Raw genomic sequence first — 11,649 nt, 5'->3', positions numbered from 1 at the left:
CCACCCCGACCACGGCCCCGTTGCCGGGGCCGGGGACCGGGGGCGGGAGGTGCGTGAACGCCACATGCCAGCGCCCGGTCCGATCACGGGTGACCCGGTAGGACTTCACGCCCTCCGGCACCGGCCGCGACAGGCGGAACCTGACCCATCCGCACTTGGGCACCAGCACCGCGCCCCACTTGCGCGACAGGCGCCTGACCTGGTGGCGTTTGACGCCGACCTGCCGGAACCCCTCATGCACACCTTGCCTGCGCCAGGTGGGGCGGCGGTGGGTACCGGCGAAGAAGTTGCCCATCGCCTGCGCGAAGTCACGCAACGCCTGCTGCTGCACGGTCTGAGAACCGGCCCGCAGCCACTCGAACTCGGCGCGGGCCGCGGTGAGCTGCCGGGACTGCTCTTTGTAGCCGGGTGCGCTGCCCCGGTGCCGGGACCAGTGCGCATGCTGCTCGACGGCCAGGTTCCACACGTACCGGGCGTGCGCGCAATGCGAGAGCAGGGCTTGCTCCTGCTCTCGCGTGGGGTCCAGGCGGTAACGCGGCACGGGCCGATCGTAACGTGCACGCTCGAACACAGGGACGAAAACGTGCCGGATAACGCCTGGCCAACCGGCATTCGCCCCGAGGGGCGAATGTTCCCTCCCCTGCTCCGCAGGGGTCCGCTTCCTCCCCGGCCTGAAGGCCGGGGTTTCCTCGGAGGTTCGTCCATGAAGCGGCCGGCGCTCAACACCCGGCTGCTGGCCGGGCTGGTGGCCGTCACCCTCTCCGGTCTGATGATCATGGGCCTGGTGAGCGCGGTGGTCCTGCACGGCTACCTCATGAACCGGGTGGACGACCAGCTCCGCGCCACCCGCGACCGCGCCGTCACCCGGCTGATCCGGCCCGGCCTGCCGAGCGAGGGCGTCGCGCCCGCCCGGTTCGTCGTCCTGTCGGTCTCCGGAACGGGGCGGATCCGCGTCCTCAGCGGCGACCAGCCCGACCCGGCGGAGGCGTACGAGCAGATCCGGCGGCTCGGCCCCGGCGGCCTGGCCGGGCACGCAGCCACCCTCGAACCGTTCTCCCTCGCCGGGCTGCGCGCCGTCGCCCGTCCCGCCCGCGCCGGCGGCACGGTGGTGGTCGCCACGCCGCTGGACGAGATCCGGCTGGCGGTGCGCAACCTCGTCCTGGCCGAGGTCGCGACGGCCGCGCTGCTGCTGGCGGCGCTCCTGCTCCTCGGCCGGTGGCTGATCGGCCGGGGCCTGCTGCCGCTGCACCGGATGGCCGCCACCGCCCAGGCGATCGCGATGGGCGGCGACCTGCGCGCCCGGATGCCCGACCCGGGACCGCACTCGGAGGCCTCCCGGCTCGCAGCCGCGATCAACGTGATGCTGGACCGGATCGAGCAGGCGTTCTGGGCGCGCGGCCGGTCCGAGGCCCGGGTCCGCGAGTTCGCGGCCGACGCCTCGCACGAGCTGCGCACCCCGCTCACCACGATCCAGGGGTACGCCGAGCTGTACCGGCACGGCGCGCTCGGCCCGGACGAGCTGCCCGACGCGATGCGGCGCATCGAGGACGAGGCCCGCCGCATGAGCCGCCTGGTCGGCGACCTGCTCGAACTCGCCCGCCTGGACCGCGAGGCGTCCCTCAAGCCCGCCCCCGCCGACCTGACCGCGCTGGCCCGCGACGCCGTCGCCGACGCGTCCGCCGCCGCCCCGGACCGCTCGTTCACCCTGGACGCCCCGGACACCCTGGACGCCGTCGTGGACGAGTCCCGCATCCGGCAGATCCTCGCGAATCTCCTGGCGAACGTCCGCGCGCACACCCCGGACGGCACGCCCGCGGCCGTGCGCCTGGCCCAAGCCCCCCAGGCGATCCTGATCGAGGTGTCGGACGAGGGCCCGGGCATGCGGCCCGAAGACGCCGCCCGCGCTTTCGAACGTTTCCACCGTTCCGAGCGGGAGAACGACGGCGCGGGCCTCGGGCTGCCCATCGTCGCCGCCATAGCCGCCGCCCACGGCGGCCACGCCGAACTCCTGTCGGCCCCCGGCGCGGGCACCACCGTCCGCATCACCCTCCCTGAAGGCGGCACGGTGACGTGAAAGCCTGCCCGGGCGAGCCTTCCGGCTGACCCATCAAGGCAGGTCAGGCTCGCTGACGTAGGCGCCGGTGCGGGCGGCTACCGCGACCGCGTGGGCGGCGCGGTCGGCCGCGGCTTCGTCGAGCGGATCCCCGCTGGTCAGCAGGCGATAGTAGAGCGGCGCGGAAACCGCGCGGACGACCTCGTGCGAATCCGTGCCCTCGGGCACCTCGCCGCGCTCGACCGCCTGCCGGACGCACGACGCCCACTCCTCGACGCGGACCCGGTAGAAGCGGTGCAGCGCGTCGGCGGCCTGCTCGTCGCAGACCGCGGCGGCGATCAGGGCCTTGAACAGCCGTCCCTGGCGCGGGTCGGAGAGCGTGCGTTGCACCAGGCGGGCGTTGGCCCGCAGGTCGCCCAGCAGGCTGCCCGTCTCGGTGCGGGGCAGTGACTGCTGGGCCATGTCGACGAGCAGGTCGGCCACCAGCCGGGGCGCGTTCCCCCAGCGGCGGTAGACGGTGGTCTTGCCCACCCCTGCCCGCGCCGCCACGTCCGCGAGGTCCAGTGCGCCGAAGCCCTGCTCGGCGAGGATGTCGCCGGCGGCGCGGAGCACCGCCGCGCGGACCGCCGCCGTACGCCCGCCCGGCCGGACCGTGCCCGCACCTCCAGCATCCATAACGGCACTCCAGTTCCATTAAGCGTGATAGCGTGAGTCTTAATGACACTCTAGACCCATTAAGGACGTGCGCTGTGGAGTATCGACGGCTGGGGACCTCCGGGCTCAAGGTTCCGGCGCTGAGCTTCGGCGCCGGGACGTTCGGCGGCCGGGGCGAGTTGTTCGGCGCCTGGGGCGACACCGGCGCCCGAGAGGCGCGCCGACTGGTGGACATCTGCCTGGACGCCGGCGTCACGATGTTCGACACCGCCGACGTCTACTCGGACGGCGCGTCCGAGGAAGTGCTCGGCGAGGCGATCAAGGGCCGCCGGGACCGGGTGCTCCTGTCCACCAAGACGAGCCTGCCCATGGGCGAGGGCCCCGGCGACGCGGGTTCGTCCCGGTCACGGCTGATCAAGGCATGTGAGGACGCGCTGCGCCGGCTCGGCACCGACCGCATCGACCTGTTCCAGCTCCACGCCTTCGACGCCGGCACCCCGATCGAGGAGGTGCTGTCCACTCTGGACACGCTCGTACAGGCGGGGAAGGTGCGCTACGTCGGCGTGTCCAACTTCTCCGGCTGGCAGTTGATGAAATCGCTGGCGATCGCGGACCGATACGGCCACCCCCGCTACGCCGCCCACCAGGTTTACTACTCGCTGATCGGCCGTGACTACGAATGGGAGCTGCAGCCCCTCGGGGCCGACCAGGGCGTCGGCGCGCTCGTCTGGAGCCCGCTCGGCTGGGGACGGCTCACCGGCAAGGTGCGCCGCGGCCGGCCGCTCCCGGCGAACAGCCGGCTGCACCAGACCGCCGACTACGGCCCGCCGGTCGAGGACGAGCACCTCTTCAACGTCGTCGACGCCCTCGACGAGATCGCGCAGGAGACGGGCAAGGCCGTTCCGCAGATCGCGATCAACTGGCTGCTGCGGCGGCCGACCGTCGCGTCGGTGATCATCGGTGCCCGCAACGAGGAGCAGCTCCGGCAGAACCTCGGCGCCACCGGCTGGACGCTGACGCCCGACCAGATCGCCCGGCTCGACGCGGCCGGCAACGTGACCCCGCCATACCCGTACTTCCCCTACCACCGCCAGGAAGGCTTCGCCCGGCTCAACCCGCCTCTCTAGGCCTCGTAGACGGTGACCTCTATGCCCTGGGCGGTCAGGCGAATGGTGACCAGGGGTTCTATGCGGGACCACTTGCCGCCCGCCAGGCCACAGCCTATTCGGGGCATGTGGACGGTCGCGTCCAGCGCCTTGGCCTTGTCGGCCAGGGCGGTCAGGCACTGGTCCACCGCGTCGTAGCGGATCGGCGGGCCGTTCTTCTTGCTCGGCCTGATGCCGCGTTGGCCGACCATGTTGGCCACCCAGATGTAGGGCTCCACCTGGACGAACTGCACGGCGCCCAAGCCGAAGTCGTTGTGCGCACGGTCGCGATGCCAGGCGCGGTAGGCCTTTTCGGGGTCGGGCCAGCGTTTGGAGATGGCCAGAACGAAGCCCTTGCCCCAGCCGCCCAGGTCGTTGCAGACGTGCGCGATCACCTTGGTGCCCTTGGCCTGCGGTGAGGTCGCGTCGCCCTTGATGTACCGGATGGCGGCCATGGACCCGACGCTAGCCGGAGCGTCCGACAGTTCGTTCAGGGCACCGGGCGCGTGCTCGTTCTCCCGCCCGGGCGCCGCTTTCCACCCATCCGCCGATTTTGCCGTGTTACAGACAGAACCTCATGCCGTTAACCGGACGTCCGCCCAGGACCCGTACGGTCGCCGCATGCACAACGATCATGGACGGCGGGGACCGTCCCGCCGCACCCTCCTGACGGCCGCGCTGACCGTACCGGCCGTCGCCACCGGCACCGCCGCGGCCCGCCCGCTGCGCGCCCTGATCGCGACGAACGAGCCGTGGGGCACGTACCACGTCGCGCCGCTGCTCGCCGAGGCCGCCCGCCGCGGCTGGCGGCTCACCCAGCTCGTCCCCGACCTGTCCCAGATCAAGCCGGGCGACCCCGTCCCCGTCGCCACCCCAGGCCAGGCGCCCCCGGCCGACCTCATCGTCGTCACCGGCGCCGGCGACTGGCCGCTGGAATGCGCCGACCGCTTCCACCGCCTCCCCCTGGCCGCCAGCGCGCTCGCCTACCTCGGCCCCGCGGAGGCCCCCGGCGCCCGCCGCCTCCGGCCCCGGCTGCGCGCCGTCACCGCCTCGTCCCGCGCCGAGGCCCGCTCGTTCGGCGGCTACCTGGGAACGCACCGGCCGATCAAGGTCGTCGGCTCGCCGCAGACCGACGACCTGCCCGCACGCGCCCCCGAACGCGACCTCGTCCTGGTCATCACCAGCGTCACCCGCGACGACGAGACCGGCGGGGCCGCCCCCGGCACCGAGCTCCTCCGCGCCTCCGCCGAACGGCTGCAGGCCGCGGGCAAGCGCATCCTGGTCGGCCTGCACCCGCGCGAGGACCGCTCGCTCTGGGACCGGTACGAGATCAGCGACATCCCGACCCTGCGCGCCTCCGCCCGCGCCGAGGCCGCCATCGGCATTCCCGGGACGATCTTCCCGCTGATCGCCGCCGTCGGCACGCCGCTGGTCGGCTGCACCGACCCGGCCCTGACCGTCCCGGAGTACCTGCTGTCGGTCTGCTCCACCACCATCGACGACCCCGCCCGGGCCGTTCAGGCGATCGCCGGCGCCGAACTCCCGCCCCGCTCGGTGATCGACGACGCCGTCGGCCCCATCGGCGGCTCCACCGCCCGCCTCCTGGACGTCTGGGCCAAGGTCGCCTAGGAACGACCAGCGACACGCCCCCGTTGAACCAGCATGTCCCTCGTCATCGCGATCATGGCCATCGTCTCGATCCCCGGACTGGTGCTGCTCCTTTTCGCGTTCGCCGTCATCGACCGCATCGGGCACGCGGCCAACAGCAGCAGGCTCCGCCTGCCGTGGCGGAAAACGGCCGACGGGCGCCCCATGGCGGCGGCGGGATTCGAGGAACTCCACGCCGTCTACGGCTCGTCCAAGCGCCACGAGATCGACCAGCGCCAGAGCGCGCTGATGCTCCGGGACGACGAGGGCGACGACGCGCCGCCGCGAAGCCGCGTCGACCTCGACACCGGCACCGCCACCATCAGGATCGCGCCCGCATCTCCCGAATGATCCCGACGATCTCCGCGGAGAGCGCGGGCGCGGCCCCGATCGTGGCACCCGACTCGAAGGCGTGGTCGGTGCCGTCCTCGTCGGTCACCATGGCCCCCGCCTCCCGGGCGATGACGACGCCCGCGGCGGTGTCCCAGGGCTTGTTCGACAGAATGACGCAGGCGTCCAGCCTCCCCTCGGCGACCCAGGCGAGATCGATCGCGGCCGACCCCAGCATGCGGATCCGCTGGACGCCGGCCGCGAACCGCTCGGCCAGGGACACGCGGAACCGGTTCTTGGCCGCCGCGTCTTCGTCCACCGAGTAGTCCCCCATCGAAATGACGGCCTCTTTGAGATCGGTGGTCGCGCTCGCGTGAATGCGACGGTCTCCGACATGGGCACCGGCACCCTCCGCCGCGTGATACCGCGTCCCCAGGAACGGCAGGTCGATGACCCCCACGACGGGCCGTCCCCGCCGGAGAAGCCCCAGCGAGAAACCGCAGAGCGGGATGCCCCGGGCGAAGTTCGCCGTCCCGTCCACAGGATCGACCGCCCAGACCAACTCGCTCCCGGCATCACCGGTCATCCCCTCCTCTTCCCCGAGAATGGCGATGTCGGGCGTACTCTCGCGCAGGTGCTCGCGCACCGCACGCTCCACTGCGTAGTCGACCTCGGTCGCCATGTCGCGGTCCCCCTTGACCGTGACCAGGCCGGGCGCGCGGGTGCGCATGAGATCACCCGCGATACCCGCCGCCCGCAGCGCGACAGGCAGCAGCGATTCGGACACATCAGACATAGGGACCACCCCATCGCCGGGAGAAGCAAGATCCCCTCGACGGTGCCACACCCCGTCCCCCGACCACGCCACCGGACCCCGCCACCACGCCGGCCCGTGCAGCCCCCTCGGCTCTAGCGTGTCTCACGTGGATCTGAGGACATCGGTATGAGCAGCCGAACGATGTTGGTGATCGTCCTGCTGGCGGTGTGTGTGCTGGCCGTGCTCGGGGCGTTGGGCTTGTGGTTGTTGTGGTCGTGGTTCGACTACGACATGCGAAATCCGCAGGAGTCGGGCTGGATGGACTAGATCCGCGGAGAAGCTCTGGGCGGACGTGGAGCTTTCCAGCCAGGGTGCGAGCCGCCAGGCGAGCCCCTGGGCCGGGGTTGCAATGAACACAGTCTGCCGCAACCGTCACGGCTCGCGCCCGATGCCACCAGAGCCGGAGTGCCTAGCTGGAGATTCGTACCCCTCAGATGCATGTCGATCCTCGTTGTCCTCGCACGGTCATGTTCAAGGCCTCGAAACAAGAGGCGTCAAAGCAAGGCAACGAAGGAGGGACCGAGATGTTGGGACTCGGGTACTTCGAGAAACTGTTCACCTTTCTGGCATTCTTCGGAATCTATTGGGTGATGCGGAAAACGGCCAAGAGGGTCGGCCACCTGAGGTGGGCGTCCTGTGAGGCCCTTGTGAACAAGGGCCGGAACGGAAACGGCTACCTGAAGGTAGGAGACACCAAGCGCGCCTTGGCCTGGCACGTGACGCTGTACACCGCTTGCACGGCTGCCGTCGTCTACGTGGTGGGGAACCTGGTTGGTGCCCCCCTGGGCATCAGCTTCAACCTGGCCGGCATCCTGCTGAGCCAAATGGTCATCGCTGGCGGGCTGCACTACTGGGTGGACCACCGCGCGACCTTCAAGGTGGACCTCCGTGGGACCCTCGACGACAAGAGCCCGTGGAAGCCCTCAAAGGAGACCCCGAACTGGAGCACGACCCCGGACGGGAAAAAGTACAAATCGGTGACGAAGGAGTGGACCAGGGAGGGCCCGTCTGGGCTCACCTTGCACGGCGTCGAGACCGTCATCATGGCCCCGGACGGGAGCATGATGCACAAATCGTGGTGGCACGAGTACATCGCCGAGGGGCCGTACGGTCTCACAAAGTGCAGCTGGACCACCACCTGGGGCCCGGACGGGATCCCGCACACATCACCAGGGTCGTGGGAGGTCATCGAGATCTCCATCGACCCCAAGAAGCACCAGAGCTGGCTCAAGCTCGTGGCCTGGGTGGCCGCGTTCTTCACCGTGAAGATCTGATCCATGCGGCCCAGCTGAGCAACTGTTCGGCTGGCGCTCCAAGACTGAGTGATCGAGCGATCGCTCGAACAGGGAGGTCCGGTCTCGTACCGGACCTCCTTCCCTTTGGAAGCTCATGTCCGGGCGGTTCAGGGCGCTGACACTACCTCGCAACTGCGGGGGGCGGCGGGGCAGGCTGGGACGCACCCCTGACCTGCTGGCTCACGCTGGGGTGTCTGGTCCAGATGCGGCAGAAAGAACCGGTCATGGCGTTGATGTGCTGCGGCCGGTCTACGCCAAGCGGTCGTGAATAGGCGGATCGACGCGATCCTCATCCCGCGGGCAGCGGTGTGAGCCGGGGAGATGCTGGTCGGCGGAGGCTGTGGGATTCGAACCCACGGAACCGGGGTTACCGGCTCTACGGTTTTCAAGACCGTTGCACTCGTCCACTATGCGAAGCCTCCTGGAGCAGCCCCCACGATAGCGGGTCTGGACGGGAGGGTTCACCGGGCTTTTGCCAGGGGGAACCCCAGGATGGGGCGTACTGCCTGAGCCGGGACGAACGCATCCGTTACCCTCGTCCGCATGTCTGATACGCCCAATGACCCGGCCGGGACGACCCACCAGTTCCAGAACTTCGCCGCGCAGCAGCCGGCCGCCGAGAAGCCCAAGCAGGTGAACACCGGGCTCATCATCGGGATCGTCGCCGTCGTGGCTCTCGTCGTGATCGTGGCGCTCGGCGTGGCGATGTCGATCTGAGCCCGGCTCAGCGGCCCGAGCTGGAGAAGTGCTGGTAGTCCCAGGGGCCGCCCCACTCGCCACCCCAGCCCCAGCCGATCGAGGCGAAGGCCTTGACGACGCGGTCGCCGGCGTGGATGACGCCGGGATCGCGGCGCTTGCGGTTCTTGAACTTGACGCAGTCCTTGTGCGCCACCGTGCCGTCGGCCGACACGTAGGGGTTTTCGCAAGGGTTGAGGTCGATCGCCAGGCCGAAGGCGTGCTGCGACCAGTTGCCGGAGCCGGTGGCGCTGCGGCAGTTGAACGCCGAGGTGTTGTTGGCCTCGATCGAGTCGAAGTCGCTGCCCTTGTAGACGTCCACGGGCTCCATGCGCTCGATCGGGTAGCGCATGTCGTAGAGCTTGCGGAACACCTTGACCAGGTCCTTGGCCGCGTCGGCGTTGACGACCAGGCGCCCGTTGGCGTGCGGCTTCTTGTCCATCCCCCAGTACGTCATCTCGATCATCCGCAGCCCGGACGGCGCAACCGGGCAGCCCCGGCGCCAGGAGTGCTTGAGGTCGGACGCGGTGACCTTCTTGATCTGCGCCTCGAACTCCTGCCGGGTCGGCGCGGGCGAAGCCGCGGGCGCGGTTCCGGCGGCGGTCGGCGGCGCGGCCCCGCCCGTGGGCCGGCCCGTGTCGTCGGAGCCGCGGCCACATCCGGACACGCCGACGGCCAGGGCGGTCACCAGTACCGCTGTGCTCGTTAGGCGACTACCAGGCATAACACCAGGATGACATGCCGCGGCGTCTTCGCGTGGGACCCGTCGTTCGCTACGGTGCGTCTAAGGGCGTGCCCGTCGTTACAGGGGACGGGGGCGAGCACGCCGCGCCGATTCGTTCACCCCCGGCCGGGGGCAACCCCGGCGTCCCCCGGCCAGGGAGCCGGCATGGGCGAGCCGCAAGAACGGGACCCGCGAGCGACCGCGGGCGAGGACGCCAGCCTGGAGGACGAGATCTTCGCGGTGGCGGCCAATGTGGAGGTCGAGGACGCCGAGCGGGCCGAGCCGCTGCTGCGGTTGCCCAAGCGGAGTCCGGTGGTGGCGCCGCCGCGGCGCGAGGGCGTCGCCGGTTTCCTCACGTTCTTGTTCGTGGACGCGGTGATGATGTACGCCCCGCTGATGAACAGCAAGCGGCCGAGCACGCTGCCGCAGATGGTGACGCTGCTGGTGCTGGCGTTCGGACTCGGCGGCCTGCTGGCGTGGCACGTGCGTGGCGCGTGGCGGCCGTTCGGGTTCGGGATGATGCTGGGTTGGGTGTTCCTGACTCTGGTGTCGGTCGGTTTCCTGACCGGTCTGCCCCTTTAGCGGGCGTCGCCGATCCGGTCGACCACGGCGGCGAAGGCCCGTCCGATGGCCGCCAGGTCCGCGGGGTCGATCACGTCGATGAAGTAGGTGCGGACGGTCTCGACATGGTCGCGGGCGGCGCGTTCCAGCGTGGCGAAGCCCTCGTCGGTGAGATGGGCGAAGACTCCGCGCTTGTCGTTGGGGCAGTTGTCCCGCTTGACGAGGCCCTTGGCCTCCAGGCGGGAGCAGGTGTGGGACAGTCGGCTGCGGGACTGGCTGGCGTGCTCGGCCAGTTCGGCCATCCGCAGACGGCGGTCGGGCGCCTCCGAGAGCCGGACTAGGATCTCGTACTCCGAGACCGATAGGCCGTGCCTGCTCTTCAGGTCGCGGTCCATCATCTCGGTGAGCCTGATGCTGCCGTCCACGTAGGCCCGCCAGTGCTGCTGCTGGGTGGCGTCGAGCCATCGTGGTTCGCTCATGTGCCCAGTATACGGCCAGTTGAATCTTCAATCACTTCGGCGGAATAGTTTATCTTTCAACTAGGTTCTACGGGGCACCTGCGAGTGAAAGAGGAGAGTCCCATGCCAGCCGTCATGGCCGACCCGCTCACGCTGCCCCGCCTGCCCCGGCTCCCCGAGGCCGGCACCGACTGGCGGCGCGTGGCCAAGGTCGTCACCGCCCAGCGCCATCTCGAGGGCGAGGGCTTCCAGGTCCGGCGCCCGTTCCCGGGCGTGGACCTGCCGATGGCCGACCCCTTCCTGCTGCTCGACCACATGGGAGCGGTGGACTACGGACCGGGAGAGGCGAAAGGCACCCCCTGGCACCCGCACCGGGGGTTCGAGACCGTCACCTACATCATCGACGGCGCGTTCCAGCACCAGGACACCACCGGCGGAGGCGGGCTCATCTCGGACGGCGCCACCCAGTGGATGACGGCCGCCTCCGGCATCCAGCACATCGAGCAGCCGCCGCCCGAACTGGTCGCCAAGGGCGGGCTGTTCCACGGCGTCCAACTGTGGGTGAACCTGCCCCGCGCCCAGAAGTGGGTCAAGCCGCGCTACCAGGACATCGAGGCGCGCGACGTGAAGCTGCTCGCCGCCGACGACGGCTCCTCCCTGGTACGGGTGATCGCCGGCTCGCTGGCCGGGTACGACGGGCCCGGCGTGACGTACACGCCGATCAACTACCTGCACGCGACCGTGGCGCCCGGGGCGCGGCTCGCCCTGCCGTGGCCGCGCGAGTTCAACGCGCTGGTGTACTCGCTGTCCGGGCGCGGCACCGCCGGGGTGGAGGAGGCCGCGGTCGACGAAGGGCAGCTCGCCGCCTTCGCCGGATCCCACCACAAGGGGGACGGCGACGGGCTGCTGCTGCGGGCCGCCGCGAGCCAGCCCGCCGCGAGCCCGAACGGCTGGGAGGTCCTGGTGCTGGGCGGGCTGCCGATCCGCGAACCCGTCGCACGGTACGGGCCGTTCGTGATGAACACCCGTGAGGAGATCGTCCAGGCGTTCGAGGACTTCCAGGCGGGACGGATGGGGACGGTCCCGGCCGAACGCGTCCCGCACCAGTCGAGCGCGGACGAATCCATGGCCTGACCTGCGCTTCCGGAGGCGTACCCAGGAAGAGGGCGCGCGGCCGTTCGTCGCGTTCCGGGTGACGGACGGGGCCTCATGCGCTACTGTGTTCGAACA

General features: G+C 70.4%; 15 protein-coding genes and 1 tRNA gene. 9 read left to right on the top strand and 7 right to left on the bottom strand.

The features are described from left to right. On the bottom strand, window positions 1-541 hold a 541-nt coding region (locus tag ABD340_RS44145), incomplete at its 3' end, for an RNA-guided endonuclease InsQ/TnpB family protein (protein ID WP_344597714.1). 162 nt (window positions 542-703) lie between these two features. On the opposite strand from ABD340_RS44145, the gene ABD340_RS44140 reads away from it, so the two are divergent. Then, window positions 704-2,074, top strand: coding sequence for a sensor histidine kinase (locus ABD340_RS44140; RefSeq protein ID WP_344597713.1), 1,371 nt, complete (start codon window positions 704-706; stop codon window positions 2,072-2,074). A gap of 33 nt (window positions 2,075-2,107) precedes the next feature. Here ABD340_RS44140 and ABD340_RS44135 read toward each other — a convergent pair whose 3' ends face one another. Further along, window positions 2,108-2,728 carry a TetR/AcrR family transcriptional regulator gene (locus tag ABD340_RS44135; protein ID WP_344597711.1) on the bottom strand — a complete coding sequence of 207 codons (621 nt, stop codon included), beginning with the start codon at window positions 2,726-2,728 and terminating at the stop codon, window positions 2,108-2,110. A 74-nt stretch (window positions 2,729-2,802) separates the two neighbouring features. On the opposite strand from ABD340_RS44135, the gene ABD340_RS44130 reads away from it, so the two are divergent. Continuing rightward, the gene (locus tag ABD340_RS44130; RefSeq protein WP_344597709.1) at window positions 2,803-3,834 is read left to right on the top strand and encodes an aldo/keto reductase; all 1,032 of its coding nucleotides are present in this window, start codon (window positions 2,803-2,805) and stop codon (window positions 3,832-3,834) included. Here ABD340_RS44130 and ABD340_RS44125 read toward each other — a convergent pair. After that, window positions 3,831-4,307 carry a macro domain-containing protein gene (locus ABD340_RS44125; RefSeq protein WP_344597707.1) on the bottom strand — a complete coding sequence of 159 codons (477 nt, stop codon included), beginning with the start codon at window positions 4,305-4,307 and terminating at the stop codon, window positions 3,831-3,833. The two genes, ABD340_RS44130 and ABD340_RS44125, sit on opposite strands and share 4 nt — an antisense overlap. A 166-nt stretch (window positions 4,308-4,473) precedes the next feature. Here ABD340_RS44125 and ABD340_RS44120 point away from each other — a divergent pair, with 166 nt between their 5' ends. Both ABD340_RS44120 and ABD340_RS44115 read left to right on the top strand, forming a co-directional pair. Continuing rightward, entirely contained in the window at window positions 4,474-5,481 is a 1,008-nt protein-coding gene (locus ABD340_RS44120) for a hypothetical protein (protein ID WP_344597705.1), read from the top strand. A 33-nt stretch (window positions 5,482-5,514) separates the two neighbouring features. After that, on the top strand, window positions 5,515-5,850 hold the full coding sequence (locus ABD340_RS44115; protein ID WP_344597703.1) for a DUF6191 domain-containing protein: 336 nt from the start codon (window positions 5,515-5,517) through the stop codon (window positions 5,848-5,850). Here ABD340_RS44115 and ABD340_RS44110 read toward each other — a convergent pair. Then, a complete protein-coding gene (locus tag ABD340_RS44110) occupies window positions 5,822-6,625 on the bottom strand; it encodes an inositol monophosphatase family protein (protein ID WP_344597701.1) in 804 nt (267 codons plus the stop codon). The two genes, ABD340_RS44115 and ABD340_RS44110, sit on opposite strands and share 29 nt — an antisense overlap. Before the next feature lie 147 nt (window positions 6,626-6,772). Here ABD340_RS44110 and ABD340_RS44105 point away from each other — a divergent pair, with 147 nt between their 5' ends. Together ABD340_RS44105 and ABD340_RS44100 are read left to right on the top strand one after the other, a co-directional pair. Next, complete coding sequence (locus ABD340_RS44105; protein WP_344597699.1) at window positions 6,773-6,913, top strand: hypothetical protein; 141 nt, start codon at window positions 6,773-6,775, stop codon at window positions 6,911-6,913. A 257-nt stretch (window positions 6,914-7,170) separates the two neighbouring features. Next, on the top strand, window positions 7,171-7,920 hold the full coding sequence (locus ABD340_RS44100; RefSeq protein WP_344597698.1) for a hypothetical protein: 750 nt from the start codon (window positions 7,171-7,173) through the stop codon (window positions 7,918-7,920). A gap of 353 nt (window positions 7,921-8,273) precedes the next feature. Here the strand turns inward: ABD340_RS44100 and ABD340_RS44095 are convergent. Next, window positions 8,274-8,363: transfer RNA gene (locus ABD340_RS44095), tRNA-Ser, on the bottom strand. A gap of 121 nt (window positions 8,364-8,484) precedes the next feature. Between ABD340_RS44095 and ABD340_RS44090 the strand changes: the two genes are divergently transcribed. Beyond that, a complete protein-coding gene (locus ABD340_RS44090) occupies window positions 8,485-8,658 on the top strand; it encodes a hypothetical protein (protein ID WP_344597697.1) in 174 nt (57 codons plus the stop codon). Between the two features lie 7 nt (window positions 8,659-8,665). On the opposite strand, the gene ABD340_RS44085 is transcribed toward ABD340_RS44090, so the two are convergent. Continuing rightward, the gene (locus ABD340_RS44085) at window positions 8,666-9,364 is read right to left on the bottom strand and encodes a M15 family metallopeptidase (protein WP_344597695.1); all 699 of its coding nucleotides are present in this window, start codon (window positions 9,362-9,364) and stop codon (window positions 8,666-8,668) included. Between the two features lie 201 nt (window positions 9,365-9,565). Here ABD340_RS44085 and ABD340_RS44080 point away from each other — a divergent pair, with 201 nt between their 5' ends. Then, window positions 9,566-9,982 carry a hypothetical protein gene (locus ABD340_RS44080; protein ID WP_344597694.1) on the top strand — a complete coding sequence of 139 codons (417 nt, stop codon included), beginning with the start codon at window positions 9,566-9,568 and terminating at the stop codon, window positions 9,980-9,982. Here ABD340_RS44080 and ABD340_RS44075 read toward each other — a convergent pair. Further along, window positions 9,979-10,440: a MarR family winged helix-turn-helix transcriptional regulator gene (locus ABD340_RS44075; RefSeq protein ID WP_344597692.1), complete on the bottom strand. Its 462-nt coding sequence runs from the start codon at window positions 10,438-10,440 to the stop codon at window positions 9,979-9,981. The two genes, ABD340_RS44080 and ABD340_RS44075, sit on opposite strands and share 4 nt — an antisense overlap. Before the next feature lie 102 nt (window positions 10,441-10,542). On the opposite strand from ABD340_RS44075, the gene ABD340_RS44070 reads away from it, so the two are divergent. After that, window positions 10,543-11,553 (top strand): pirin family protein, encoded by a 1,011-nt coding sequence (locus tag ABD340_RS44070; protein ID WP_344597690.1) that lies wholly within the window; start codon window positions 10,543-10,545, stop codon window positions 11,551-11,553. Window positions 11,554-11,649: the final 96 nt, after the last annotated feature.

Source organism: Actinomadura vinacea (genome assembly GCF_039532545.1).
GTDB lineage: Bacteria > Actinomycetota > Actinomycetes > Streptosporangiales > Streptosporangiaceae > Spirillospora > Spirillospora vinacea.
Note: the sequence above shows the minus strand (reverse complement) of the source record. Positions and strands in the feature narration are given on the sequence as shown.